Source organism: Paenibacillus aurantius (assembly GCF_032268605.1).
Lineage (GTDB): Bacteria > Bacillota > Bacilli > Paenibacillales > NBRC-103111 > Paenibacillus_AO > Paenibacillus_AO aurantius.
Map to the genome: position 1 here is coordinate 2,597,097 of NZ_CP130318.1, position 26,111 is coordinate 2,623,207.

Below are 26,111 nucleotides of genomic sequence, written 5' to 3' on the forward strand. Positions count from 1 at the left end.
AGTAGAAAAGGATTTTGGAGAAAACGCAGTAGGAGGAATGGTTCTTGCATCCGACGTCCCGCTCCACGAAGTGGATTTCCGCTCTTATCAGTGCCCTATTGTTTACGGTTATCGGTCTCACGCCGGCCGTTCCGGTAACGCCGGCTTCAGCCCAGAGCGCTACCTTCTATACCTGGCCCGCCTCTCCTTCGGGAAGTGTGGGAGTGGCCAAACCCGTCGTTCAAATGAAAGTGAAATACACCGGATTGGAAGTCACTTCCTACAGCATGATGCTGAACGGAGCTCCGGTGCCGGTTCAATATGATGAAATGTCCGGAAGGTTTCAATACAGCCCGAAAGAGAACCTTGCCCCTGGGGGTTATGCGGTAGGCTTTCAGCTTCAATTTAAAGGGTACCAGCCCAAGAAGTATGCCTGGACCTTCACCGTCGTTCCGGGAGCGGTTCAAGCGTTCCCGGCGTGGGAGGAGAGCCAGCTCGAGGCCCTGAGGGCCGTCAACGATATTCGCCGCCAGCTTGGATTATCCGAAGTCGTCCTCAACAACAATTTGAACCTGTCGGCTGCGGCCCATGCCCGTTACCAGGACAAGCAGGGGATAATTACGCATGAGGAAACAGCCGGCAAGGAAGGCTTTACCGGACAAACGTTAAGCCAGCGGATTGCCTATTTCGGCTATTCCAATGATTCGGCAGCCGAGGACATCAGCCAGCAGACGAGCACCAGCCCAACCGAAGCGGTGGACAGCTTGTTCGATGCTCCCTACCACCGGATTCCGTTCCTGGATCCCGGCCTTAAGGAGATCGGATACGGGCAGCAGGGAAGCTTCCATGTCCTGCTGTTCGGGATAGAGGGAGCCCGAAAGAGCGGGGTGGAGACCGTCGTCTCCCCGGCGGGGAACCAGAGGGGAGTAGCAGCCGGCTGGAACGGCCACGAAATTCCCGATCCTCTCCGTCTTCACGGACAAGCCGCCTATCCGGTAGGCTATCCGATCATGGCGGGCTTTTACAGCCCGGACTTTAAGGAGGTCCGGCTGGCTGGCGCCTCTCTTGCCGATTCCTCGGGACGGGATATCGAACTCCTCCTTAATTCGCCGGCCGGGGATACTCATCTCACGAACCAGCTCCTTCTTCTTCCGGCCAAGCCGCTCCAGGCAGGCGAAACCTACCGGGTCAAGCTCCGGGCGGTGATCGGCAAACAGGATGGATCCGAGGAAGCCGTTGACCGGGAGTGGACATTCACCACCGAAAGCTTGAGCGGCGACGGGCGGAAGGTCCTTCATCCGCCGATTCCCTCCGATCTGGCTTCCTCGACAACCGGCCATACCGGACATACGGTAACCTTCGGCTTGGATGATTCCACCTATGTGGTCGACCAGACCCGCCTGCCGATGACGGTAAAGCCGCTCCTTCTATACGGCTTCTCTTATCTCGCGATCCGGGATCTGGAGAAGGCCCTGGGGGCCCGGGTGGAGTGGGACGATACGCGGAAGGCGGCCGTCTATACCAAAAACAACCGCACCGTCGTGTTCTACGTGAACCGCAGCAGCTATGAAATCAACGGCACCGCTTACCCGACCGATACCCCGGCCCGGTTAACGGATGTCGGAACGGATAATCCCCGGACCATGGTCCCCGTGCGGCTGCTCTCCGATCTGCTGGGCTGTCAGGTGGATTATATCGATGCGACCCGGACCGTGAAAATTACCTACTGAGCCGCTAATGCCATTCTATGCCCCTATGACGGGCTGTAAAAAGAAGACAACCTTCCTCGAAGCCGGGAATCCGGTACAGAGAAGAAGGTTGTCTTCTTTTTGGCCTCTAGCCTCCCGCCTTCCGGAAGCCGGCCTTGCGCGCTTCGCTTTCGGTGCAGAACAGGGCTTCCGGGACGGTTTTGTCATAATAGGCGGTTCCCGGAAGATGATAGATTTTCTCGTTCTTCGAGTTGATGTTGCCTTTGATTTGGGGATCTTCGCAGGAGGAGCCGGAGGACACCGCAGAAGAGGGCTTGCTTCCATCAGAGGCATGCTTTCCCCATAAGCCTTTCTTCTGGCTGCGGGCGTCCTTCTCGGCTTGGACAAAACGATCGGCGTAGAGCACGTTAGGGGGAACGGTCATCGGGTTGGCGTACCCTTCCCGAACCAGCTTTTCGTTATACATCAAGGCTTCCCCTTCGAGAAACACATACCGCAGCAGCCTTCCGTACTTGTCGGTGTTCCCCGCGTCGCTGAACAAATATACAGTCTTGCCCGCCAGCTGTTTCTTCGTGTAGGCGCTCGCTTCCTTGCCGAAAGGCTGGACGGTACCCAGGCTCTCGGGTGTGTTCACTCCAATCAGCCGGACCTTCTCTCCGGTTCCGGTGACGAACGTATCCCCGTCGACCACCCGCTGAACCTTCTCGACCGAATACCTTCTATCCTTAAGAGCGGGGTAGTCTTTATAGAGGGAGCTCACAAAGTCATGATCCGGCTTACCCGGGGCCGGGGAGCAGCCCGCCGACAGGATAAGCAGCGAAAGCAGCATCAGCAAAAATTTCATCATCGATCCGGACTCCTGTTCTCGTCATGTTCGCAAGGAAAGTAGAAACTCATTTTTCCATAGTCGGCGTGCTTTGGCAAGAGGAAAAAGGTTTAATTTCCACGGGTTGCCTTCATACTATAGCTAATGCCTTATTCTGGGCGTATAAAAAGAAGCTGGCAAGCAATCGGAGGTTCTCTGGCATGAAGGCAGCCCCTAAACCATTAATGCTGTTAAACAATAGAACGGTCCTCCTTGAGACGGACCATCCCGAATACGAGACGATCCGAAGCCGACTGGCCCTGTTTGCCGACCTGGTCAAAAGCCCGGAGAATCTTCATACCTACCGGATCACGCCTTTTTCCTTATGGAGTGCGGCGGCGGCGGGGGTACGGGAGGAAGACATACTCGGTCTTCTGGAGCAGTATGGTAAGTTTCGGGTACCCGACTCCGTCCGCAAGGAAATCACGGCCTACTACAGCCGTTACGGAATGCTTCATCTGGAGAGGCAGGAAAGCCGGCTGCTGCTCGTTTCCAACAGCGCTGATTTCCTCGACCGGCTGGAAGCCAACCCCTCCCTGGGCGGAATGCTCATCGGCCGCTGCTCCGCGGAAACCATCGAAATCAAGGAATCCGCGAGAGGGCTGCTTAAGAAGGAATTGACGCGGCTCGGCTATCCGGTCATCGATTACGCGGGCTTCCACGAAGGAGAAGCCTTGGATATTCGTCTTCAGACGGCCAACGCGAAAGGGGTTCCTTTCTCTCTTAGATCCTACCAAGCGGAAGCGGTCGAGGTGTTCTGCCGGACGGGAAGCCGTCATGGGGGAAGCGGAGTCGTGGTTCTTCCATGCGGAGCCGGCAAAACGGTCGTCGGGATCGGGGTGATGGCCCGGCTGAACTGCGCCACCTTAATTCTGACCACCAATGTGGCGTCGGTGCGCCAGTGGAGGAAGGAGATTCTGGAGAAGACGGGGGCCGGGGAGGACCAGATTGGGGAATATACAGGAGTCCGGAAGGAAGTCCGCCCCATTACCATTGCCACGTACCAGATTCTCACCCACCGCAAGTCGAAGGAAGGGGAATTTCCCCATATGCATCTGTTTAACGAGCGGGATTGGGGGTTGATCATCTACGACGAGGTGCACCTGCTGCCCGCTCCGATCTTCCGCGTCACGGCAGACATCCAAGCAACCCGGCGGCTCGGTCTGACGGCCACACTGGTCAGGGAGGATGGCTGCGAAGAGGATGTCTACGCCCTGGTCGGTCCCAAGCAGTACGAGCTCCCCTGGAGGGAGCTGGAGGCAAAGGGCTGGATAGCCGAAGTGACCACGACGGAAGTCAGACTTCCGCTCAGCGAGAAGGCGAGAGCCGGGTATGAGAAGGCCGGTCCCCGGAGCCGTTACCGGCTCGCAGCCGAGAATCCCGACAAGCTCCAGGTGGTCCGGCAGCTGCTGAACCGGCATAAGGGCCTGCCTACCCTTATCATCGGCCAATACCTGGACCAGCTCCGTCTGATCGCGGAGGCGACCGGGGCTCCTCTCATTACCGGAGCAACGGACCACGAGGAACGGGAGCGGCTGTACCGGTGTTTTCGAAGCGGGGAAGTGTCCCTTCTGGTGGTCTCCAAGGTAGCCAATTTTGCCGTGGATCTCCCGGAAGCCGCGGTAGCCATCCAAGTGTCCGGCAGCTACGGATCTCGTCAGGAGGAGGCTCAGCGGCTCGGCCGTGTCCTCCGTCCGAAAGCCGGAGTGAACCGGGCATACTTCTATACGCTGGTCAGCCGGGAGACGAACGAGCAGGAATTTGCCCTTAGGCGCCAGATGTTTCTGGTCGAACAGGGCTATCATTACCGGATTGTGGAATCGTAAAACGGAGGCGGCTGGAATATGAACAATAGCGATCAACAGGGGAACGGCCGTCCGGCCGTTCTTTATTCAGGGCTTCCCGCTCTGGCGAAGGACGTCGTGAGGATAATTGTGAGCTATTCGGCCTGCTGCCCGTTCGGAATAAGCCATCTGGAGGACTGGGCGGAGCGGGAGGGGCTGTCGGGGGCGGAGGCCGCGGCCGGCCTTGCGGTTCTTCGAAGAAGAGGCGCCGTCGGCTTCTTCCATGAACCCGGAACCGCTCCCTATCATATGCTTCCTAAGGAGCGCCTTGCCGAATGGCATCAAGTGCTTTTTCCGCGCCTTGACGAGGAGCCCATCTCCCCGCTGGACAGGGAAGAGCCCATCCTCTACCGGCCGCTGGCGGCGGTTCATGCCATGCTGCAGTTTCTATCCTATGTCTCGTGGGAGGACATCCGGCTTACGCAGGCGGGGCGATTCCCCCTCCGGGCCGGGAAGAGCCTGGAGAAACGGCTCGAGGGTTTCAGCCCTTACGGAAAAGACGGACGAACAGATGCCGGGCCCGGAACGGGAGAACGGCTGATGGAGTGGGCCCAGGAGCTAGGGCTTCTAAAGGTGGTAGGGGGGCAGCTTCGTCTCGTCCCCCCCGCCTTGAAAGAATGGCTCGGTAAGAGGCCCTGTGTCAGGGATGAAGAGCTTCGCGGCATCTGGCTGGGGAAACAGCCGATCCGCAGCCCGCTGGAAGCCCATCTGGCTGCCGCTGCCGAGAACGGTTCCGCCGGCTGTTCTTTCTCCGTCGATGATCTGGTCAAGAAGCTTAAAGCTTGGGGGATTCCGATTGACCAGGAGGACCCAACCCTATCCAGCTTCGAAAGCCAATGGCTTAAGCCGATGGCGGGCATGGGCTGGATGGAGCAGGCGGAGCGTCCGGATGGCACTATCTGCTTTCGCCGTTTGGCAGCAGAAGCGGCTGAAATAAATAGGCTGGAAGAACTAGAAGAGGAAGAGAAGGAAGCGGTCCGTTGGTATGTGCAGCCCGATCTGGAGGTTATTGTGCCTCCTGGTATCCCTCATGAGCTTCTATGGGAGCTCGAGCTGATGGCCCTCCGGGTCGGGAGCGATGATTGTCTGCTCTACCGGCTCACCCGGGAGACCTGGCTTCGCGCTTTAGCCGGCGGTCGTTCGGCGGAGAGGCTCATTCGTTTCCTGGACGGGCATGCCGTCTATGGACTCCCGGGTAATGTGGAGCTCATTCTGCGGGAGTGGGGGGAAGAGCAAGGCATTTCCAGCGGCACAGGCGGCGCCAGCCCACTTTATCTGGAGCTGGGCCGTGAAGGAGCGAGCAATCCCTGTTCTCTGCCGGAGCCAGCGGTTTCCCGGGGAGAAAAAGGACGCCGCACCCGGCCGTCCATCCGGAAGGCATCGGTCCAAGCTGTAGCGCCCTGGGCTCCGGAGTGGGAGGAGGAGAGGCATACCGTTCCCGCCATGTGGCTGAAAGAGTGCCGGCCCTATCATTTTAGTACGATGAAGGAGATGATCCGGCAGGCGGCCGAATGGAAGACGTTTCTTTACTTGAAAGACGCCGGAACCGCGCGAAAGGTCCTTCCCAAGAAGCTTCACGAAGAAAAAGGAAGATGGAGACTGGAAGCGCTGGAAGGCAATAGGATGGTCGTGATCCCGCAGAAAGAGACGCTCCAATTACAGATTCTGTTACCGGAAACAGGCGATTCGTGATATGATAGAAGCAGTTTATAGGAAGGGAGAGTTGCTTCTTGAGCATCAAAGAAGCCGCCGCGCTCGACATGTCTTCCGTGCTGCTGCAGGCTTACGAGCTGGGAGATTTAATCAATTCCTCCGCCGAGATGGCGGATTACTTATATTGGAAAGAACGGGTACAGAAGGATGAGGAGGCCCAGAAATTGATTGCCGGGTTCGCCCGCCTCAAAGAAAAGTTCGAGGAATGCGAACGGTTCGGTCACTTTCATCCGGATTATCATAAGGCTCTGGAGGAAGTTCAGCGCTGGCAGGAGAAGATGGAGGAGTGTGAGGCGCTGAGAAGGTATCAGCAGGCCGAGGGCGCCGTGGACAATCTTCTCTTCACCATCTCCAAAACCATCGCCCATGCCGTGTCCGATACCATCAAGGTACCGAGCAACAACCCGGGCGTGGAAAGCGGAGGCTGCAGCTCGGGAGGCTGCAGCGGAAACTGCAGCGGAAGCTGCGGATAAAGGACTTAAGTCACGGGTGGAGGGGACGAAAGGCGAAAATCGGGAATGATTTCCCCGACCTTCGTCCCGCTCCAGTTGTGAAGGATGGGCCGGTGGAAGGAGCGGAGCTCTTTGCTTTCCTCTCCATCCAGCAGGCCGAGCTGGAGCAGCACCTCCATCACCGCCGGGTAAAGGGCGCGCAGGTTGCCGTCCTCGACCTTAACGGCGATGCCCAGTCCTTCCGCGGGAACCGTAAGGGCAAAGACGGCTTCGGCGCCCATTTTGCCGATGATGCGGCCCCCGGTCACTTCGGCTAGACGAGTGTCGAACCGTCCGGTTCCGGCGATCCCGAAAGGGAAAGCGCGTATGGCCCCGACAATTTGGCGGCAGGCCTCCGCCCTGGCGGCGCCGAGCGAATCCGGCCGGCCGAGCCGGGCATAAGCGGCTGCGAGATTAGACAGAGGCATGCCGAAGACGGGGACCCCGCAGCCGTCGGTTCCGAGGCGGATATCCGCCTCGGGCAGGCCGGCCATAACGCTAACCGCTTTCAGCATAAGCTGCTGGACAGGATGCTGCGGGTCCATGTAATGCCCGGAGGAGACGTTCAGCAGCTGCGAAAGCGCCAGCATGCCGGTGTGCTTGCCGGAGCAGTTGTTGTGCAAGGCGGTCGGGGCCTTTCCCTCCTCGCGAAGGGCGTCCGCGGCCGGCTTGTAAAACGGCTCATGCGCCCCGCACTGAAGCAGGTCCCGGCTCATTCCCATTTTCTGCAGCAGGTTTTCCACAATGCGGACGTGAGCCGGTTCTCCGTTATGGGAAGCGCACAGGAGGGAAATTTCCTCCGGCGAGAAGGCTGTTCCCTCCGCGGCGGCTTTTTCCAGCACGGGAATGGCCAGAAGGGGCTTCGCGGACGATCGGGCAAAAGTAAAATGGGAAGGATCCCCGACTTGATGCAGCACGGTTCCTTCCGTGTTCACCACGGCTGCCGCTCCCCGGTGAAGGCTTTCGGTATAGCCGCCCCGGGTGATTCTAACAATAGGCTCGGTTGGCATGACGGCCACCTCCTGAATTATTTTATTGTGGAAATGAGGGATTGTTCTTTGTTTACCGAACGAAGCGGACTCATCGTGTGGGTCACGGATACGAAACCCGCCCGCAACCTGGAGCGTTACGGGACCGTTCATTATATCTCCAAGAAGATGCAGTACGTCGCCATGTACGTGCATGCCGATAAGCTGGAGGATACGATGCGCAACCTTCAGAGACTTCCTTACGTCAAGAAGGTAGAGCGCTCATACCGAAATGAGATCAAGACGGAGTATACCAGTAACATGGCGGACAAGACAAGATTTTACTCGCTATAAAGGCTATTGGAAATATTTTAATTTTGAAGTAGAATATAGGTATCGCGAAGCATAGTCTTAAGTCCTGGTTTGTGAGGAGGGGTCGTGGCATGAGAGACAAGATTATGGACAGATGGAGCACCTACGAACCGTTTTATGTGAATCTTGCCGACAAGAAGATTGCGGACATCGTCATCACAAACCATGCTCGAATGCGGTGGAGCGACCGGATCGAGGGGACCAAGACAGGCTTCGAGGACATTTGCGCGTTTCTGTGGGAGAAGCTGAAGGACGGCAAGGTCGATCCTTATTACCGTAACGAACAGGACGTCTATCTGATCGATGAGGATCTCGTCATGGTGGCGGAATTCGCCGTCATCGAGAACGAGACCGATATAGCGGGCAATCCGCTGCACAAGATGATCGTAGTCACCTTCCTCGGCCGCATGTCCGAAACGATAGAGCTCCGGGACCTTAAGTCCTATTATTCCTGGCTGCGGCATTCGCGCCGGATGACCCTGATCAAGAACAGCCGCAAGCGCCGCTGACCCATAAACGAACAAAGCATGCATTTTCCTCGAAATGTATGCTTTTTTATTTGCCCTAGGTTAAGGAAGACACGTAAAACCCTTGAGAAGGAATTCCTATGGCCCGGGGGAACCGGGGTTCAAGGAACCAGGCCGGTTTGTGATATAATGGGGGAGCGAAAGGAAGGCGTTCACGCGATGGCGTTAAATTTTCATCAGCTGCATATTTTTTTCACCGTGGCGGAGAAGGGAAGCTTCTCAAGCGCGGCGCAAGCCTTACATATGACCCAGCCGGCCGTAACCATGCAGATCCAATCCCTGGAGGATCACTTCGGGACCAAGATGTTTCTCCGTTCGACCAAAAAAATCGAATTGACGGAAGCGGGCCGGACGCTTCTTCCTTACGCCAAGCGGAGCATGGACCTCATGATCGAGACGGAACGGGAAATGTCCCGCTATACGCACATGCTGGAGGGGCGTCTGCAGCTGGGGGCCAGCCTGACGGTGGGAGAATACATCCTGCCTCGTCTGCTCGGGCCTTTCAATAAGGAATTCCCGCATATCTCCGTTTCCATGAAGGTAATTAACACGACGCAGATCGTAGAGGAAATTCTGTCCCATCAGCTGAATTTCGGTCTTGTGGAGGCCCCGGTCAGCCATCCGGATTTCCATGTGGAAGCGGTGCTTAACGATGAGCTGAAATTGATTCTTCCGGCCGGCCATGAGCTCCTCAAGAAAGAAGCCATCACCATTGACGACGCCCTTCAATATCCCTTCATCCTGAGGGAGCAGGGGTCCGGGACCCGTTCGGTCATGCAGGAGGAGTTCCAGCGTCAAGGCTACGATGCCTCCACAATGAAGATTGTGATGGAGCTGGGGAGCACCGGGGCGATCAAATCCGCGGTGGAAGCCCATTTGGGGCTGTCCATCCTCTCCCAATCCTCGATCAAGCACGAAGCGGCCCTGAGCCTTCTTCATGCCCGAAGCATCGAAGGAATCCGCTTTACCCGAAGCTTCTATTCGATTTACTTAAAATCCACCCTTCTGCCCATTTCGGCGGTTACCTTCCTGACCTTCATGAGGGAACGCGAACTCGCCCAATGGCTGTAACCTTAATTGGATAAGGAGCGTCCGGATGACGAACCCAAGAGCTGATTTACATACCCATACGAAGGCTTCCGACGGCCTTCATTCTCCTGCGGAGAACGTAAGAATGGCCAAAGAGAACGGACTGGCCGGTGTGGCGATCACCGATCACGATACGGTAGCCGGTATTCCCGAGGCCATGGAAGAAGGAAATCGCCTGGGCATTACGGTGATCCCCGGCGTCGAGATCAGCACCGCTGCGGGCGGGCAGGATATCCACGTCCTGGGCTACTTTATGAATACGGAAGATCCCGTCTTTCTCGAACGGCTGAAGAGCCTGCGGGACGTCCGGGAGAACCGCAACCGGCTCTTAATCGAGCGGCTTCGCGAGCTGGGCGTGGACATTACCATGGAAGCGGTAATCGCGAACATGTCCAAGGAGCTTAAGCCGGATGAAACCGTGGGACGGCCGCATTTTGCCGAATTTCTCACGGCCCGCGGGTATGCGTCCGACATGAAGGATGCGTTTGACCGGTACCTGGGCAAAGACGGGGCCGCCTACATAAGTCCTATGCGCATTCCTCCGTCCGAGGCGGTACGCTGGATCCATGAAGCGGGCGGCTGTGCCGTCCTGGCCCATCCGGGCTTGTACGGTCAGGATGACCTCATTCCCGAGCTCGCCCAGGCGGGATTGGACGGACTGGAAGTGTTCCATTCCGACCACTCGGCCGAAGACGAAGAAAGATATGCCGGGTTGGCGAATCGTCATCATTTGTTCGTTACCGGCGGGTCCGATTTTCACGGCTCCCGGGGCGGCAGCGTATTTCATGGACCAATCGGTTCCCGCAGCATACCTATAAAGGGTATCGAAACTATGAAAAAGAGGAGCCACTTCTATGAAAATTCGTAAAGCCATCATTCCGGCAGCCGGCCTCGGCACCCGTTTCCTGCCTGCCACCAAGGCACAGCCGAAAGAAATGCTTCCGATCGTGGACAAACCGGCGATCCAATATATTGTCGAGGAAGCGATAGAGTCCGGGGTGGAGGACATCATTATTGTTACCGGCCGCAACAAGCGGGCGATTGAGGATCATTTTGACAAGAATGTTGAGCTGGAGACCATGCTCGAAGAAAAGGGCAGCCGGGAGCTGCTTCAGATCGTTCAGACGGTGTCCAATCTGGTGGACGTCCATTACATCCGGCAGAAGCAGCCGCTCGGGCTCGGACATGCCGTTTACTGCGCCCGCAAGTTCATCGGGGAGGAGCCATTCGCCCTGCTGCTCGGGGATGATATCATCGACTCCAAGCCTCCGTGTCTGAAGCAGATGATCGATCTTTATGAGCAGGCGTCGACCTCGGTCATCGCCGTTCAGGAGGTTCCCTGGGAAGATGTGAACAAATACGGCATCATCTCGTTGTCGCAGGACAACCGGATCGGGGATTTGATCGAGAAGCCGGAGCGCGAATCGGCTCCGTCCAACCTTGCGGTGATCGGACGCTATGTGATCGAGCCTGAGATTTTCTCCATTCTGGAGAAGCAGGAGCCCGGCCGCGGCGGGGAAATCCAGCTGACGGACGCCCTCCGCGTGATGAACCGGAACAAGCCGATGGCCGCTTATTTGCAGCAGGGTCGGCGGTTTGACGTGGGGGATAAGCAGGGCTACATCGAGGCGACGATTGAGTTTGCCCTGGCCCGTCCCGAGCTCCAAGGGCATTTGAAGGAGTATTTGCGCCAATTGGTTCAGTCCTGGGAGTAACGATTCAGTTGTATAATCTTTGTAAATGGTTTATAGTTCTGGTAGGGCCATTCTGCGATGGTTCCATAGTCACGTTTATGGGGGTGTCCTACCGTGAGAAGATTATATACCATCAAAGAAGCAGCACTTAGAACGGGACTCTCCACCCAATTGATCCGCAAATGGGAGGAGCGGTACGAAGCCGTTATTCCTTCGCGCTTTCCGAACGGCTACCGGGGCTACACTCAGGAGAATATAGATACGCTGCTTTGGCTGAAGAAGAAAGCGGATGAAGGCATTCCGATCGGGATGGCGGTCCAGGAGCACCGGCTGATGGCGGAGAGACCTGACCCGTCCGAGATCAAATCCTCCGGTGAAGCACCGGGAGAGGATTATGTCGGGAGCCTGCTCCAAAGCTTTCTTAACTTGGATGCCTATGCCGCCCAGCATCTTTTTGACCGGATGCTTTCCCGCCATCATATGGATTACGTTCTGCTGGAGGTTCTCCAGCCCGTCCTGGTGGAGCTCGGGAAGCGCTGGGAGAGCGGGGAGATTTCCGAGTTTCAGGAGCATTTCGGGAGCCATTTTGTAAGGGACCGTCTCCTTGCCCTGAAGAACATGTATCGCTCTCCGGTAGACGGGCCCTTGCTCGTCACCTCGTGCTCCCCGAATGAGCGGCATGAGCTGGGCGTGCTGATTCTTGTCTATTTCGCCGCCCAAAGCGGCTTTCGGATCGTTCATCTCGGCACCTCGCCATCGGAGAAAGGAATTGTGGACTGTCTGCACCGATTCAAGCCGGCCGCCTTTGCTTTCTCCTCTTCCTCGAGAATGCTGCTTGCGGAAGCCGAGTCGTTCTACCGCGAGCTCGACAGGCTCATCGAAGAGAACGGGTATCCCACGAAGGTGGTCGTAGGCGGCTCCGTTGTTCGGGAAGACGGCACCATGCCGGGGACCAAGCACGTTCATATGCTGACCGGAGACGCCAGAGTCGCGATAGAGAAGATGAGAAACCTCATCCGGAATCCGGCACTCCATTGAATAGAACGAAACAAAAAAACTCACCGGGCCTCAGGCCGGTGAGTTTTGCATTTGTTTGATGAGCTTTTCGTCGGGCGTTACATATAAAGTTTTTTGATGGTCGTAGATCACAAACCCGGGCTTGGCTCCGCTAGGCTTGCGTACGTGCCGGATAAGCGTATAATCGACCGGAACCTGGCTCGACTCCTTGGCCTGGCTGTAATAGGCGGCGAGCGAGGCGGCCTCGAGCAGAGTGGCCTCTCCATAGGAGGCGCTTCGGATGACGACGTGGGAGCCGGGAATATCCTTCGTATGAAGCCACGTATCGCTGGCATGAGACAGCCGGTTGGTCAAATACTCGTTCTGGATGTTGTTCTTGCCCACATAGATATCGATTCCTTCACTGGACACGTAGCGGGTGAGGGCGGGCTTGTCCTTTTTCTTCTTCTTGGCCTGCTTGCGTCCCCGGTCCCGGACATACCCCTGCTCGACCAGTTCCTCACGAATCTCCTCGATATCCGCCAGGCTCGCGCTGTTCAGCTGTTGAAGCAGCGAGTCGAGGTAGCGGATCTCCTCATGGGTTTGAACGAGCTGCTCCTCCACGGCCAGAAGGCTGTTCTTGGTTTTGGTGTACTTCTTGAAGTAACGCTGGCTGTTCTCCGAAGGGGTCAGCAGCGGATCCAGAGCTATCGTGACCGGCTTCTGCTCTTCGTCGTAATAGTTGACGACCTCCACTTCCTTGTCGCCTTTCTTGAGCAGATGGAGGGAGGCGGTCAGCAGCTCCCCGAGAATGCGGTACTTGTCCGCGTCCTTCGCTTCCTCCAAGGTTTCTTCCAATTTCTCCAGCTTCTTGCCGTTCTTGTTCCGTTCATTGATTAGAAAACGCTGCAGATCTCCCGTTCTCTGCTTGACAGCATCCTTTTCGGCCTTGTCCCCATAAAAGGCTTCGAGGCATTCGCTTACCGAGGAGAACGTCTCCCGTTCCCCTTGAATATGCGTTAGCTCGATGACCGAAAAGGCCGACTTGCCCGTTGCCGCATCCTCCCGGATTTCAGGGAAATAGCGGTTATCCCGGATATTGGACAGAATGCCTTCAAAGGCGTTCCCTAAAGCGTCCAACGGGCCGATCCGATCACGCTCGGCACGGGAACGGAAGACCGTCTCCGCCGCAGCGAGAGGGCTGATCCCGCTGAATGCCCCTACCAGACGTTTGGCCAATTGGCCCTCTGACTCGTCGGCCTCGGCAGCTTGCCCCAGGATTTCCCTAAAAGCATCGCGGTCTACGGTAAGGGGATCCGCTTTCCCCTGCTCCGGAGGCGGGGTATAGGAGCTGCCCGGCAGCACGATCCGGTGGGAGCTGATCGCCGGCGTCACATGCTGGATCCCGTCCAGAATCGTCCCGGTTCGGGGATCAATAAGAATGATATTGCTGTGGCGTCCCATAATTTCCACCACAATTCTCTTGAGGTAGACGTCTCCAAGTTCGTCCCGCTGCCGGATGTCCATATGGACGATCCGTTCCGTTCCGACCTGGCGTACCTCTTCGATCACGCCGCCTTCGCAGTGCTTCCGCAGAAGCATGCAAAACATAGGCGCTTCCTGGGGATTCTGAAACGACTGCCGGGTCAAATGGATCCTCGGGTAGGTTGGATTGGCCGAAAGCAGAAGCTTCAGGTTGCTCGCCTGCGCTCGTAATTGCATAACAATATCGGTTCCGGAAGGCTGGTGGATCTTGGCGATCCGGCCTCCGGTCAATTTCTGAAGCTCGTGCACCATGCCGCGCACCACTAGTCCGTCTAAAGCCATAAGGTTACACTCCATTTCCGGGGGATAGGCCCCGTTCAATTCCATCCTGTACTATCATGCCATATTTGAACGCAAATTTTAAGGGCGCGGTTGGCTGTAAACCATTCTTTCGTTTGGGATATTCCGACGCTTGTCTGAATAGATTTAAATTCAGGAGGCTGTCCGACGATCAGGGAGGGAATGGAATGAGTCAGAAGAAGTGGTATCAAATGTCCGTGGAGGAGACGCTGCACACCCAGCAATCGGACCCGAATCACGGGCTGTCCTGGGAAGCCGTTCGGCAGAGGCAGGAGGAACGAGGACCGAATGTTCTGTCGGAGGGGAAATCGGTATCGCCCGTTACCTTGTTTCTGAATCAATTCAAAGATTTTATGGTACTGGTGCTGATGGGAGCTACTCTGGTGTCCGGTCTTCTCGGGGAATACCTGGATGCCATTACCATCGTGGCCATCATCCTCATTAACGGCATTCTCGGATTTATCCAGGAATTCCGGGCGGAGCGTTCACTTAAGTCGCTCAAGGAGCTGTCTGCGCCGACGGCCAAGGTGGTGAGGGAAGGAGCCCAGCATCTGCTTTCCGCTAAAGAGCTGGTAGAGGGCGACCTCGTCATGCTCGAAGCGGGGGACCGTATTCCCGCAGACATCCGATGGATGGAGACGAATGGCGTTTATGTCGAAGAATCCGCCTTGACGGGCGAATCCGTTCCGGTAAGCAAGCATACGGATGCTCTTCGGGATGCCGAAGTCCCGCTCGGGGATCAGCGAAATTTAGGCTTTATGGGTACGATGCTCACCCGGGGGACGGCGAAAGGCGTGGTGGTCCGGACCGGGATGGACACGGAGATGGGCAAAATCGCCGGCCTGATTCAAGGGACGGAAGCGATGGAAACGCCCTTGCAGCACCGCCTGGAGCAGCTTGGCAAAATTCTCATTCTCGTTTCCATCGGGCTGACCGTCATGGTCGTGCTCGCGGGTATTCTTCACGGACAGCCGCCTTATGCGATGTTCCTCGCCGGAGTCAGTCTCGCGGTGGCGGCCATTCCCGAAGGCCTGCCGGCCATCGTAACCATTGCTCTTGCCCTTGGCGTGCAGCGAATGATCAAACGTAAAGCGATTGTCAGGAAGCTTCCCTCGGTGGAAACCTTGGGCTGCGCCTCCGTCATTTGCTCGGACAAGACCGGCACCTTGACGCAGAACAAGATGACCGTGACCCATCTATGGCGGGGAGGAGACCTGCTGGAAGTAACCGGGGACGGCTACACGCCTCACGGGGATATTCTGCACAACGGTAAGCCGGCCGACCTGCGCCAGGATCCCTCTCTTCGCCGTTTGATGCAAATTTCCGTGCTTTGCAACAATGCTACCCTGCATAAGGAAGAGACGGAGAGCAAGGGCAAGAAAAGCCGGGAGGAAGCCGCCGAAAGCTGGCAGATCAAAGGGGACCCGACGGAAGGCGCCTTGGTCGTCCTGGGAGCGAAAGCCGGCTTGACGCAGGAGTCGCTCGCAGACACGTTTAACCGGGTAGGCGAATACCCGTTTGATTCGGAGCGCAAACGGATGTCCGTGCTGCTGGAGCACCAGGGCGGCCGGCTCGTTTTTACAAAGGGTGCTCCGGACATGCTGCTCCAGCAGTGCCAATACATTCTCTGGGACGACAAAATCATCCCTTTTACCAATACCTTGAAAACAAAAGTGATGGCGGCGAATGAAGGGATGGCCAAATCGGCTCTCCGCGTTCTCGGCTTGGCTTACCGGGAAATGAAAAGCAGCGAAAGAAACGACAGCCAGGACTCCGTGGAGGCGAACCTCGTGTTCGTCGGGTTGACCGGCATGATCGATCCGCCGCGCAAGGAAGTACGGGATGCCATCTCCAAATGCAAAAAAGCCGGGATCAAGACGGTGATGATCACCGGGGATCACTTGACCACGGCCGAGGCGATTGCCAAGCAGCTGGGCATGCTTCCCGCTAACGGCATGACCCTGAACGGCCAGCAGATCGAGGCTATGTCGGATGAAGAGCTGGACGGGAAGGTGGAGAACACGTACGTGTACGCCCGCGTCTCGCCGGAGCACAAACTTAGAATTGTGAAATCCCTGCAGCGCGGGGGGCATGTGGTGGCCATGACGGGAGACGGGGTGAACGATGCTCCGGCCATCAAAGCGGCGGATATCGGCATCTCGATGGGCATCAACGGCACGGATGTGTCCAAGGAAGCCTCCGCGCTTATTCTCAGCGACGATAATTTCGCCACGATTGTCGCCGCGATTGAAGAGGGCCGCGGAATTTACGAGAACATCCGGAAGTTCATCCGTTACCTGCTGGCCTCCAATGTCGGCGAAATTTTGACGATGTTCCTGGCGATGATGATGGGCATGCCGCTTCCGCTCGTTCCCATTCAAATCCTGTGGGTCAACCTGGTAACCGATGGTCTGCCCGCCATGGCGCTAGGGGTGGACCAGGCCGAGAAGGATTTGATGCAGCACAGCCCGCGTTCCGCCAAGGAGAATATTTTTGCTAGAAGGCTGGGTTGGAAAATTATTTCCAGAGGGATTCTGATAGGTCTCTGTACGCTTGGGGCCTTCTGGATTACGCTTCATACCAACCCGAGCGGCGCCGGAACGCTTGTTAAAGCCCAGACGGTGGCTTTCGCCACTCTTGTCATGGCCCAGCTCATCCATGTATTTGACTGCCGCAGCTCGCGGTCCATCTTCCACCGCAATCCGCTGCAGAACCGGTATCTTGTCGTCGCGGTGCTGTCCTCCGTCGCCCTTATGCTGTGCGTGATGTACGTGCCGGTCCTTCAGCCCATCTTCAAAACCGTTCCGATCGGGACGGCCGAATGGATCCTCGTGCTCGTAGCCGCCGCCATTCCATCCGTACTGATGGGGATCGGAAGCGTGTCCCAAAATCCGGGCAAAAAGAAAAAGCTCACCTATTCCTCCAAGCCGGTGACCCGCTAAACCGGGTGTAGGTTGAGTGGACCATAGGGAAGGAGCCGATCCCAGGCGGTCGGCTTCTTTTTTATGGGCTTACGTGCAGGAAGGGGAAGTGGAAACGCTCCCATTGCCGGATGCTTCGTTGGCTATTCTTCTAGTGCAGGAAGAAAAGGGGGAATCGGCCTGTTTTAGCAGGAATGGCTTCACTTTTCGAGCATTATTAGCTATGATAGGTGCTATCTATTCTTAATGGAGCAGGGGTGCGGCGGCTGTGAAGTTTACGAAAATGCACGGATTGGGCAATGATTTTATTGTAATAGGAGACCGGCAGGAGCTTCCGGCGGAAGCGGCCCGTCTTGCCGTGAAGCTCTGCGACCGGAACTTTGGAATCGGAGCGGACGGGATGGTCTATCTTCTTCCTTCGGACAAAGCGGACTATCAGATGCGTATCATCAACTCCGACGGCTCCGAAGCGGAGCAGTGCGGGAATGCGATCCGCTGCGCGGCCAAATATCTGTATGACCGGGGAATGGTATCCTCGGAGGAGCTTATGATAGAGACGTTCGGAGCGGGCGCGCAGAAGGTAACGGTTAGGGTCGAGAACGGGAAGGCCGCTGCCGTGAAGGTGGACATGGGCAAGCCCATCCTCGAAGGGCGCAAGGTTCCGACTACCATAGACCGGACGCCGGTCGTGAACCAGCCGATCGAAGCGGGCGGGGAATCTTATCATTTCACGGCCGTCTCCATGGGCAACCCGCACTGCGTCATTTTCGTGGATGACGCGGTTGCCTTCGATTTGGGGAAATGGGGTCCGCAGCTGGAGACTCATCCTTATTTTCCGAATAAGGTTAACGTGGAATTCGCAACCGTCCGGGACCGGAATCATATCGATATGCGGGTATGGGAGCGCGGAGCCGGCCCGACGCTCGCCTGCGGCACGGGAGCCTGTGCGACGCTGGTCGCGTCTGTCTTGAACGGCAAGGCAGACCGGGAGGCGGTCGTTTCACTGAAAGGCGGAGACCTGCAGATCGAGTGGAACGAAGCGGACGGACACCTCTATATGACAGGCCCGGCCGAAGAGGTATTCGAAGGCCGGCTGGCTGCGGAGGAGTAAAAGGATTCCGGCGCCAGCCGGATTTTAATAAGGAAGTTAGGTGGGATGACGGATGAAACCCGATTTGCGCGAAGCCCTGAAGGAAAGGGTCTTGACCGGAGACGGTGCCATGGGGACCTATTTGTATGAACAGGGCTTTCCTGTGGGGATCTCCTATGAGGAATTGAATTTGACCCGGCCTGAGGTTATCCGGGATGTGCATAGAAGCTATTACGAAGCCGGAGCCCGGGTGATCGAAACGAACACGTTCTCGGCGAACCGGGAGAAGCTGTCCAAGTTCGGGCTGGAGCAGGAGGTCGAGGCTATTAACCGGGCCGGGGTGGAGCTCGCCCGTTCCTCGGTGGGCGCCGACGCCTACGTGGTCGGTGCGGTAGGCTCCCTGCGCACCGCCCGCCGCCGGATGATCCCGGCGGAACAAATCAAGCAGGACTTGAGCCAGCAGATCGTGGTGCTTCTTCAGGCGGGAGTCGACGGCATTCTTCTGGAGACGTTCTACGAATGGGAAGAAATGAATCTCGTGCTCGGCCTGATCCGAAAGTTGAGTACGGTTCCCGTCATCTGCCAGTTTGCCACCGACGGCAGCGGCTCCACCCAGGACGGGATTTCCTATCCGGAAGCCTTTCAGCGCTTGAAGGACGAAGGCGCGGATGTGGTCGGCTTCAACTGCCACAGCGGTCCGAACGGCATCCTGAGGGCCCTTGAGAAAGTGAGCGGCGCAAGCGGACTCCCCTTCTCCGTGTTCCCCAATGCCGGTCTCCCCGGGTTGGTGGACGGAAGGCTGACGTTCCGGGCGACTCCGGAGTATTTTGGCGACACCGCGCGCCGGTTTGCGGACCTAGGGGCCAGGTTGATCGGCGGCTGCTGCGGGACCAATCCGGAGCATGTCGCCGCGATGGCGAAGGCTCTGGAAGGCTATGTGCCCGGTTCGGGAGCCGCCCGGCAGGAGCAGGCGGAGCGCCCGGTCGAACTCCGGACGGAGCCCGCCTCCGTTGTTGCATCAGCTGGCGGCCCGGCGGAGGAACCGACTGTTCTGGACCTGGTGAAGGAACGGCATACGGTCATCGTCGAGCTGGACTCTCCCCGCGGGCTGTCCATTGAGAAGTTCATGAAGGGAGCGGCCGCCCTGAAGGAGGCCGGGGCTGACGCCATTACGATGGCCGACAATTCGCTCGCCCAGACCCGGATGAGCAACCTGTCGATGGGGTACCTCGTGAAGGACAGACTGGGGATGCGCCCGCTTCTTCATATTGCCTGCCGGGACCGGAATCTGATAGGAACGCAGTCCCACCTGATGGGACTTCATGCGCTCGGCATCAATCATGTGCTCGCCATTACGGGGGACCCCGCAAGAGTGGGAGACCTGCCCGCGGCAAGCTCCGTTTACGATATGAATTCGATCGATCTTATCCGGATGACGAAGCAGCTGAACGACGGCCACGCCTTCTCCGGTAAGCCGCTCAAGGAAAAAGCCCGCTTCATCGTCGGAGCCGCCTTTGATCCCAATGTGAAATACTTGGAGAAGGCTGTCCAGCGCATGGAGAAAAAAATCGAGGCCGGAGCGGACTTTTTTATGACCCAGCCGGTATACGAGCACGAGAAAATAGAAATGCTGTATGAAGCTACCAAACATCTCCAGGTGCCTATATTCATAGGGATCATGCCGCTAATCAGCGGACGAAACGCCGAATTCCTGCATAACGAAGTCCCCGGAATCCGCATCCCCGACGGCATCCGCAAGAGGATGGCGGGGCTGGAGGGAGAAGAGGGCCGGAGGGTCGGCACGGAGATTGCAAGAGAGCTTACGGATACGGCGATTCGCTATTTTAAAGGCATCTATTATATGACGCCGATTCTTTTTTACGAGATGACGGCCGAGCTTACAAGGCACGTTTGGAAAAAGACAAACGCCCTTGTACCCGGTAACAAAATGAATTAAAATAGGGTATCGGATGTGATGGCACATGATTCGCAGCATGACCGGGTTCGGACAAGCGAGCCGTACGACAGCCGGTTTTCGCATGCACGCCGAAGTGAAAACGGTGAACCACCGGTATTTGGAAGCGTCGCTTCGCCTTCCTCCCGGCTACTCCGCTCTCGAGGAGTCCTTGAAGCGGGAGATCCGGGAGAGAATGAAGCGGGGCCGGGTGGATGCGGTCGTGACCATCAGCCGGGAAGGCTCCGGGGAACGAAGCGGCGCCGCCGCGATCGACTGGGAGCTTGCCGGACGTTATGTGGAAGCGGCCCAAGCCCTGAAGGAGAGATTCGGCCTTCCCGGCGAGGTAACCGCTAAGGATCTATTGGCTCTGCCGGGGCTGTTCCTCACGGAAAGCCCTGCGGAAGAGGGGCATGAGCCGGTAGCGGCGCTCGTAAACGAATGTTTCCGGGATGCCTTGGAGCAGGCGGTAACCATGAGGAAGCGGGAAGGAGCCTTCCTTCAGAAGGATCTTTCCGAGAGGCTGTCTTCCCTGCGAAGTCTGCATTCCCTGCTCTCGTCCCTGGCTCCCCTTACGGTGGAGGAATACCGCTCCCGGCTGAGGCAGAGGATCAGCGACCTGCTGGGCGAGGTGCCCGTCGATGAGCAGAGGCTCGCGAACGAAACGGCCTTTTTTGCTGAGCGGGCGGACATTCAGGAGGAGCTGACGCGGCTCGAGAGTCATTTCGGCCAGTTCGCCGGTCTGCTGGAAGCCGAGGAGCCCGCAGGGCGCAAGCTTGATTTTCTCATTCAGGAAATGAACCGCGAAGTGAACACGATAGGCTCCAAAGGCTCCCAAGCGCAGATTTCTGCAGCGGTCGTGGAATGGAAGGCGGAGCTGGAGAAAATCCGCGAGCAGGTACAGAATATCGAATAACATCTAATTCATTCTATAAATTGGTTCAAGAGAGGCTTGGGAGGAACAAGATGGCTATCAAATTAATCAACATCGGATTCGGAAACATCGTTTCCGCGAACCGCATCATCTCGATAGTAAGCCCGGAGTCGGCACCGATTAAGCGTATCATTCAGGAAGCCCGGGACCGGCATATGCTGATTGACGCTACATACGGCAGACGGACGCGGGCGGTCATCATTACGGACAGCGACCACGTGATCCTGTCTGCGGTGCAGCCCGAAACGGTAGCCCATCGACTTTCGAACAAGGACGACGATCATGACGAATAACAACGGCTGGACGCAGAAATCGGATAAAGGCATCCTGATCGTTCTCTCCGGGCCTTCCGGAGTGGGCAAAGGAACGGTATGCTCGGCTCTCCGCCAATGCACGAGTGATCTGGTCTATTCCGTTTCGGCCACGACCCGCAGCCCGCGGGCCGGGGAGCAGGAAGGCGTTAATTACTTCTTTAAGTCCAAAGAGCAGTTCCTGTCCATGATTGAACGGGATGAGCTGCTGGAGTGGGCCGAGTACGTGGGCAATTATTACGGGACTCCGAGGGAGTTCGTCCGCAGCACGCTCGATGCCGGCAAAGATATCATTCTGGAGATTGAGGTTCAAGGAGCTCTGAAGGTCAAACAGAAGTTCCCCGAAGGCGTGTTTATCTTCCTGCTGCCGCCATCGTTGGATGAACTCGAGCAAAGGATCGTGACCCGCGGAACGGATTCGATGGACGCCATTCGGAGCCGGATGAACGCGGCGCGGGAAGAGATCGCCCTGCTGGAGCATTACGATTACGCGATCGTGAACGACCGGGTGGAGCTCGCCTGCCAGCGGATTCAAGCCATTCTTGAAGCCGAGCACTGCAAGAAGGAACGCTACTTACCCGTACTACAAAAATGGTTGGAAGAGGTGCATTGAATGCTATACCCGTCGATCGACAAGCTTCTCGATAAAGTGGACAGCAAATATTCCTTGGTGGTGGCCGCGGCCAAAAGAGCCCGTCAGCTGCGCGAAGGAACCAAATCCGAAATCACCGAGCCCAAGTCTCATAAAATGGTGGGCGTTGCTTTGGAGGAGCTCTACCTGGACAACATCCACTACGAGAAAATCCAAAGTCCGAACCAAGAAGGCTTGAAGTAAGCATGCGATAACAACCCGGCGGGTTGTTATTTTTTTCTAACCTGCCGGCTTTCGCCCCATTCAGGCAGCACGGAGCGGCCTCGGATGATATTTTACAAGAGGACGGTGATTACCCAATGAAAGGCAAAACGATTGTGCTTGGCGTTTGCGGAGGAATTGCAGCCTACAAGGCGGCCCAGCTGTGCAGCCGTCTGACACAGGCCGGAGCGGACGTCCGGGTCATCATGACCGAGTCGGCGGCCCAATTCATTACTCCTCTAACCCTTCAGACGCTGACACGAAATCCCGTCATGATCGATACATTTGATGAGAAGGACCCAACGGTAGTCTCCCACATCGACCTGGCGGATCGGGCCGATGTTTTCGTCGTTGCCCCGGCGACCGCCAATCTATTGGCCAAAATGGCCCACGGAATCGCCGACGATATGCTGAGCACGACTCTGCTGGCAACGACCGCTCCGATCCTCGTCGCTCCGGCTATGAACGTTCATATGTACGAGCATCCGGCCGTCCAGCAGAATCTTAAGATTCTGTCCGAGCGGGGGGTCCGCTTTGTCGAGCCGGGAGAAGGACAGCTTGCCTGCGGGTACGTGGGCAAGGGACGGCTCGCGGAACCGGAGGAGATTGCGGCATCCATCGACAGGCTGTGGACCGACCGGACCCGGCTCGCCGGACGCAAAGTGCTGGTCACGGCCGGGGGCACCGTCGAACGGCTGGATCCGGTCCGTTACTTCACGAATGACTCCTCCGGCAAAATGGGCTATGCCATCGCGGAAGCCGCCCGGGATCTCGGAGCCGAGGTCACCCTGGTCAGCGCTAAATCATCCATTCCTCTTCCCAGCGGCATGACGGTCGTGCAGGTACAGTCGGCGGAAGACATGTACCATGCCGTCATGGACCGGCTCGATACGATGGATCTGGTGTTCAAGTCGGCTGCAGTGGCGGATTACCGCCCGGCGGAAACCGCCCCGCAGAAGATCAAGAAATCGGAAGAGACGCTAACGATTACTCTTGTGAAGAACCCCGATATTCTGGAAGCCATCGGCCGGAGAAAAACCGGTCAGTTCGTCGTAGGCTTTGCTGCCGAAACGGAGAATCTGGAAGAGCATGCTCTCCGCAAACTAAATCGTAAGAATTGCGATCTTATTGTGGCAAACGATGTGTCTGTGGAGGGGGCCGGGTTCGGAACCGATACGAATATCGTCCGTGTGTACGACAAGGACGGGCTGGTGGAAGCGATGCCCTTGATGAGCAAGAAGGAAGTGGCCGGCCGGCTTCTCCGGCTGGCCGCCGAACGAATGACCCGGCAGAGGGTGAGCCCGGATGTTCGCTAAAGTCATCGTCGACGTTCCGGCCAAGCAGACCAACCGGCCGTTCGACTATACCGTACCCGATTCCCTGTCTCCCTGGATCGAGGTGGGGAGCCGGGTGGGGGTGCCGTTCGGACCGCGGATTCTTCAAGGCTTTGTCGTCGGGCTGTCGGACCGCACGGACCTCAGCCCTAAGAAGCTCAAGCCGGTGGATCATGTAATGGATCTGTATCCCCCCCTTACCCCCGAGCTCGTGGAGCTGGCACATTGGATGAGCCGCACCTATTTATGCCATGAGCTCTCCGCTCTGCAGGCGATGGTGCCGGCCGCCCTCAAAGCCAAATACGAGCGGTACATAACGGTAAATGAAGAGGAAGACGCCAATCCGTGGCATGTGACGGTCTCGGGTCAGGATGAAATCGTCCGCTATATCAAAGAAAAGGGAAGCGTTCCGCTGGACTCCCTGTTGCAGCGGTTTCCCCAGGAAAGCATGTGGATCAAGGAGCAGATCCGCAGCGGGGTGCTGAATGAAAGCCAAACGATCAAGAACCGGGTTTCCAAGAAGAAGGCCTTGACGCTCTTCCCTCCCGAACCCGTAAGCCAGCTGGAGGTCTATCGCGAACTCGTTCCGCCGAATGCCAAGAGGCAGCGGGAGGTGCTTGATTTTCTGCTCCAGAACCCGGAGCCGATCCGATTAACCGAAGTGATGCTTAAGCTTAACGTTGGGGCGGGAACGGTTAAGGGACTGGCTGATAAAGGCTGGGTCGAGCTGAAGGAGGTGGAGGTTCTGCGGGACCCATACGCCCAGCGGAACTTCCCCCGCACTTCGCCGCTGCCGCTGACGGAGGAGCAGAAACGCGTGTTCGAGCCTGTCCGTCAGGCGGTGATTGATTCGAAGCACGAGGTCTTTCTTCTTCATGGAGTAACGGGAAGCGGTAAGACAGAAGTCTACCTTCAGGCTATTCAGCAGTGCCTGGACCTCGGCAAAGAGGCGATCGTGCTGGTTCCCGAGATCGCCCTGACCCCCCAGATGGTCGAGCGGTTCAAAGGCCGCTTCGGTGACGAGGTTGCCGTTCTCCACAGCCGGTTGTCCACCGGGGAACGGTTCGATGAATGGCGAAAAATTTCCATGAAGCAGGTCAGGGTCGTCATCGGAGCGCGGTCGGCGATTTTTGCTCCTTTCACAAAGCTTGGGCTGATCATCATCGACGAGGAGCATGAATCGTCCTATAAGCAGGAGGAGAGTCCAAAATATCACGCTCGTGAGGTGGCGATTGAAAGAGCTAAGGCTCACGGCGCTTCCGTGCTTCTGGGGTCTGCTACGCCCTCTCTGGAAAGCTTCTACCGGACTCTCGAAAAGGAGCCGGTGGCGGCTGGTGCCTCGGCTGCCTCGCGCTTCGCTTCCAGCTGGGCGTCGTCTCCGGTTCCCCGACAGGGCTCTTTCTTTGAGGAAGAAGAACCGCCTCCCGAGCCGGAGAAGCCGTTTACCCTCCTGACCATGCGCCAGCGGGTTCAGAATCGTCCGCTCCCTCCTGTCCGCATAGTGGACATGCGGGATGAGCTGAAGGACGGGAACCGCTCCATGTTCAGCCGGCCCCTTCATGCGGCGATAGCCGAACGTCTCCGCCGCAAGGAGCAGTCGGTTCTTCTCCTTAACCGCCGCGGATACTCCACTTTCGTCATGTGCCGGACGTGCGGTTATACCCTGCAGTGCCCTCATTGCGATATAGCCCTGACCTACCACCAGAGCACCCGTATGGTCCGCTGTCACTACTGCGGGCATGCCGAGCGGCAGGTAACGTCTTGTCCGAGCTGCGACAGTGATCACATCCGTTATTTCGGCACCGGCACACAGAGGGTGGAGGAGGAGCTCGGCAAGCTTTTCCCCGGGATCCGGGTGATTCGCATGGATGTCGACACGACGAGCGAGAAGGGCTCCCACGAGAAGTGGTTAACGATGTTTCGGGAACGCAAGGCGGATGTGCTGCTCGGGACCCAGATGGTTGCCAAAGGGCTGGATTTTCCCGATGTTACGCTGGTTGGGGTTATTGCGGCCGATACCGTACTCAATCTTCCGGATTTCCGGGCGGGGGAGAGAACGTTTCAGCTCTTGACGCAGGTGGCGGGACGGGCGGGGAGGCATCAGCTGCCCGGGGAGGTCTACGTGCAGACCTATACCCCCGAACATTACAGCATCATCAATGCCGCCCAGCACGATTATGACGGGTTTATCCGCACCGAGCTGGAGACAAGGCTGGCCTGCGGGTATCCGCCCTACTGCCGGCTCATTCTGCTTACCCTGTCCCACGAGGAAATCCCCTTTCTGGTCCGCGCCTCCGAATCGCTCGCCAAGCGGCTCAAGGACTTGGCCGGACAGGCCGGCCTGCTGGTTTCGGCTCTTTCGGAGAGCGGAGGTGCCGAAGGGATGGAGGTTCTCGGCCCGGTTGCCTCCCCCATCCCGCGGATTAAGGATCGCTACCGGTTCCGCTGCATGGTAAAATACAAGGGGGGGCGGGAGGTTTCCGAGCTTGTCGGGAAGGCCGTGGCCGCGTTTGACGAGATGTGCCGCCAGGAAGGGCTGCAAATCAGCGTCGACGTCGATCCCCAGCTTTTGATGTAAACGTGTGTGAAAGTAACGCAGCAGCGAATATAATGCCGATAGGT

The 26,111-nt window shown here is 57.4% G+C and carries 22 protein-coding genes; 19 read left to right on the plus strand and 3 right to left on the minus strand.

Annotated elements, in window-relative coordinates; translation table 11 throughout:
• Nucleotides 1–44 precede the first annotated feature (44 nt).
• Nucleotides 45–1,709 (plus strand): stalk domain-containing protein, encoded by a 1,665-nt coding sequence (locus MJA45_RS11705; protein WP_315607431.1) that lies wholly within the window; start codon nt 45–47, stop codon nt 1,707–1,709.
• 106 nt (nt 1,710–1,815) lie between these two features.
• Here the strand turns inward: MJA45_RS11705 and MJA45_RS11710 are convergent, their stop codons facing one another.
• Entirely contained in the window at nt 1,816–2,535 is a 720-nt protein-coding gene (locus tag MJA45_RS11710; protein WP_315607432.1) for a thermonuclease family protein, read from the minus strand.
• A gap of 203 nt (nt 2,536–2,738) precedes the next feature.
• Here MJA45_RS11710 and MJA45_RS11715 point away from each other — a divergent pair, with 203 nt between their 5' ends.
• From MJA45_RS11715 to MJA45_RS11725, 3 genes are read left to right on the plus strand one after another with little or no spacing between them, the layout of a single operon-like run.
• Entirely contained in the window at nt 2,739–4,379 is a 1,641-nt protein-coding gene (locus MJA45_RS11715) for a DNA repair helicase XPB (protein WP_315607433.1), read from the plus strand.
• 18 nt (nt 4,380–4,397) lie between these two features.
• Nucleotides 4,398–6,089, plus strand: coding sequence for a helicase-associated domain-containing protein (locus tag MJA45_RS11720; protein WP_315607434.1), 1,692 nt, complete (start codon nt 4,398–4,400; stop codon nt 6,087–6,089).
• Between the two features lie 38 nt (nt 6,090–6,127).
• Nucleotides 6,128–6,583 carry a YlbF/YmcA family competence regulator gene (locus MJA45_RS11725; RefSeq protein ID WP_315607435.1) on the plus strand — a complete coding sequence of 152 codons (456 nt, stop codon included), beginning with the start codon at nt 6,128–6,130 and terminating at the stop codon, nt 6,581–6,583.
• 5 nt (nt 6,584–6,588) lie between these two features.
• Here the strand turns inward: MJA45_RS11725 and MJA45_RS11730 are convergent, their stop codons facing one another.
• Nucleotides 6,589–7,611 (minus strand): asparaginase, encoded by a 1,023-nt coding sequence (locus MJA45_RS11730; protein WP_315607436.1) that lies wholly within the window; start codon nt 7,609–7,611, stop codon nt 6,589–6,591.
• Between the two features lie 48 nt (nt 7,612–7,659).
• Here MJA45_RS11730 and MJA45_RS11735 point away from each other — a divergent pair, with 48 nt between their 5' ends.
• The 6 genes from MJA45_RS11735 (at nt 7,660) to MJA45_RS11760 (ending at nt 12,289) form a co-directional block, all read left to right on the plus strand.
• Nucleotides 7,660–7,923, plus strand: a complete 264-nt coding sequence (locus tag MJA45_RS11735) for a YlbG family protein (RefSeq protein WP_315607437.1) — start codon at nt 7,660–7,662, stop codon at nt 7,921–7,923.
• Between the two features lie 89 nt (nt 7,924–8,012).
• Complete coding sequence (locus MJA45_RS11740) at nt 8,013–8,450, plus strand: hypothetical protein (RefSeq protein ID WP_315607438.1); 438 nt, start codon at nt 8,013–8,015, stop codon at nt 8,448–8,450.
• 177 nt (nt 8,451–8,627) lie between these two features.
• The gene (locus MJA45_RS11745; RefSeq protein WP_315608000.1) at nt 8,628–9,539 is read left to right on the plus strand and encodes a selenium metabolism-associated LysR family transcriptional regulator; all 912 of its coding nucleotides are present in this window, start codon (nt 8,628–8,630) and stop codon (nt 9,537–9,539) included.
• A gap of 25 nt (nt 9,540–9,564) precedes the next feature.
• Entirely contained in the window at nt 9,565–10,425 is an 861-nt protein-coding gene (locus tag MJA45_RS11750; RefSeq protein WP_315607439.1) for a PHP domain-containing protein, read from the plus strand.
• Entirely contained in the window at nt 10,412–11,272 is an 861-nt protein-coding gene (gene galU / locus MJA45_RS11755) for a UTP--glucose-1-phosphate uridylyltransferase GalU (protein WP_315607440.1), read from the plus strand. The genes MJA45_RS11750 and galU overlap by 14 nt, the downstream gene beginning before the upstream one ends.
• A 93-nt stretch (nt 11,273–11,365) precedes the next feature.
• A complete protein-coding gene (locus tag MJA45_RS11760) occupies nt 11,366–12,289 on the plus strand; it encodes a MerR family transcriptional regulator (protein ID WP_315607441.1) in 924 nt (307 codons plus the stop codon).
• Between the two features lie 30 nt (nt 12,290–12,319).
• On the opposite strand, the gene MJA45_RS11765 is transcribed toward MJA45_RS11760, so the two are convergent.
• Nucleotides 12,320–14,074 (minus strand): Rqc2 family fibronectin-binding protein, encoded by a 1,755-nt coding sequence (locus tag MJA45_RS11765; protein WP_315607442.1) that lies wholly within the window; start codon nt 14,072–14,074, stop codon nt 12,320–12,322.
• Nucleotides 14,075–14,259: 185 nt separating this feature from the next.
• Between MJA45_RS11765 and MJA45_RS11770 the strand changes: the two genes are divergently transcribed.
• The 9 genes from MJA45_RS11770 (at nt 14,260) to priA (ending at nt 26,067) form a co-directional block, all read left to right on the plus strand.
• On the plus strand, nt 14,260–17,034 hold the full coding sequence (locus tag MJA45_RS11770) for a calcium-translocating P-type ATPase, SERCA-type (protein WP_315607443.1): 2,775 nt from the start codon (nt 14,260–14,262) through the stop codon (nt 17,032–17,034).
• A gap of 247 nt (nt 17,035–17,281) precedes the next feature.
• The gene (dapF, locus tag MJA45_RS11775; RefSeq protein ID WP_315607444.1) at nt 17,282–18,124 is read left to right on the plus strand and encodes a diaminopimelate epimerase; all 843 of its coding nucleotides are present in this window, start codon (nt 17,282–17,284) and stop codon (nt 18,122–18,124) included.
• Between the two features lie 52 nt (nt 18,125–18,176).
• Nucleotides 18,177–20,060 (plus strand): bifunctional homocysteine S-methyltransferase/methylenetetrahydrofolate reductase, encoded by a 1,884-nt coding sequence (locus MJA45_RS11780; RefSeq protein WP_315607445.1) that lies wholly within the window; start codon nt 18,177–18,179, stop codon nt 20,058–20,060.
• A gap of 25 nt (nt 20,061–20,085) precedes the next feature.
• A complete protein-coding gene (locus tag MJA45_RS11785; RefSeq protein WP_315607446.1) occupies nt 20,086–20,973 on the plus strand; it encodes a YicC/YloC family endoribonuclease in 888 nt (295 codons plus the stop codon).
• 50 nt (nt 20,974–21,023) lie between these two features.
• Nucleotides 21,024–21,284 carry an extracellular matrix/biofilm regulator RemA gene (gene remA / locus MJA45_RS11790; RefSeq protein WP_009672664.1) on the plus strand — a complete coding sequence of 87 codons (261 nt, stop codon included), beginning with the start codon at nt 21,024–21,026 and terminating at the stop codon, nt 21,282–21,284.
• Nucleotides 21,274–21,915 carry a guanylate kinase gene (gene gmk, locus MJA45_RS11795; RefSeq protein WP_315607447.1) on the plus strand — a complete coding sequence of 214 codons (642 nt, stop codon included), beginning with the start codon at nt 21,274–21,276 and terminating at the stop codon, nt 21,913–21,915. Before remA ends, gmk begins: the two co-directional genes overlap by 11 nt.
• Entirely contained in the window at nt 21,916–22,137 is a 222-nt protein-coding gene (gene rpoZ / locus MJA45_RS11800; protein WP_315607448.1) for a DNA-directed RNA polymerase subunit omega, read from the plus strand.
• A 116-nt stretch (nt 22,138–22,253) separates the two neighbouring features.
• Nucleotides 22,254–23,471 (plus strand): bifunctional phosphopantothenoylcysteine decarboxylase/phosphopantothenate--cysteine ligase CoaBC, encoded by a 1,218-nt coding sequence (gene coaBC, locus MJA45_RS11805; RefSeq protein WP_315607449.1) that lies wholly within the window; start codon nt 22,254–22,256, stop codon nt 23,469–23,471.
• Nucleotides 23,461–26,067, plus strand: coding sequence for a primosomal protein N' (gene priA / locus MJA45_RS11810; protein WP_315607450.1), 2,607 nt, complete (start codon nt 23,461–23,463; stop codon nt 26,065–26,067). Before coaBC ends, priA begins: the two co-directional genes overlap by 11 nt.
• Nucleotides 26,068–26,111: the final 44 nt, after the last annotated feature.

Excerpts from the sequence above, each read along its gene's own strand:
- MJA45_RS11710 (WP_315607432.1), bottom strand. The coding sequence starts at position 2,535 with ATGATGAAATTTTTGCTGATGCTGCTTTCGCTGCTTATCCTGTCGGCG.
- MJA45_RS11715 (WP_315607433.1), top strand. The coding sequence starts at position 2,739 with ATGCTGTTAAACAATAGAACGGTCCTCCTTGAGACGGACCATCCCGAA.
- MJA45_RS11720 (WP_315607434.1), top strand. The coding sequence starts at position 4,398 with ATGAACAATAGCGATCAACAGGGGAACGGCCGTCCGGCCGTTCTTTAT.
- MJA45_RS11730 (WP_315607436.1), bottom strand. The coding sequence starts at position 7,611 with ATGCCAACCGAGCCTATTGTTAGAATCACCCGGGGCGGCTATACCGAA.
- MJA45_RS11740 (WP_315607438.1), top strand. The coding sequence starts at position 8,013 with ATGAGAGACAAGATTATGGACAGATGGAGCACCTACGAACCGTTTTAT.
- MJA45_RS11745 (WP_315608000.1), top strand. The coding sequence starts at position 8,628 with ATGGCGTTAAATTTTCATCAGCTGCATATTTTTTTCACCGTGGCGGAG.
- MJA45_RS11750 (WP_315607439.1), top strand. The coding sequence starts at position 9,565 with ATGACGAACCCAAGAGCTGATTTACATACCCATACGAAGGCTTCCGAC.
- galU (WP_315607440.1), top strand. The coding sequence starts at position 10,412 with ATGAAAATTCGTAAAGCCATCATTCCGGCAGCCGGCCTCGGCACCCGT.
- MJA45_RS11765 (WP_315607442.1), bottom strand. The coding sequence starts at position 14,074 with ATGGCTTTAGACGGACTAGTGGTGCGCGGCATGGTGCACGAGCTTCAG.
- MJA45_RS11770 (WP_315607443.1), top strand. The coding sequence starts at position 14,260 with ATGAGTCAGAAGAAGTGGTATCAAATGTCCGTGGAGGAGACGCTGCAC.
- MJA45_RS11780 (WP_315607445.1), top strand. The coding sequence starts at position 18,177 with ATGAAACCCGATTTGCGCGAAGCCCTGAAGGAAAGGGTCTTGACCGGA.
- MJA45_RS11785 (WP_315607446.1), top strand. The coding sequence starts at position 20,086 with ATGATTCGCAGCATGACCGGGTTCGGACAAGCGAGCCGTACGACAGCC.
- remA (WP_009672664.1), top strand. The coding sequence starts at position 21,024 with ATGGCTATCAAATTAATCAACATCGGATTCGGAAACATCGTTTCCGCG.
- gmk (WP_315607447.1), top strand. The coding sequence starts at position 21,274 with ATGACGAATAACAACGGCTGGACGCAGAAATCGGATAAAGGCATCCTG.
- rpoZ (WP_315607448.1), top strand. The coding sequence starts at position 21,916 with ATGCTATACCCGTCGATCGACAAGCTTCTCGATAAAGTGGACAGCAAA.
- coaBC (WP_315607449.1), top strand. The coding sequence starts at position 22,254 with ATGAAAGGCAAAACGATTGTGCTTGGCGTTTGCGGAGGAATTGCAGCC.
- priA (WP_315607450.1), top strand. The coding sequence starts at position 23,461 with ATGTTCGCTAAAGTCATCGTCGACGTTCCGGCCAAGCAGACCAACCGG.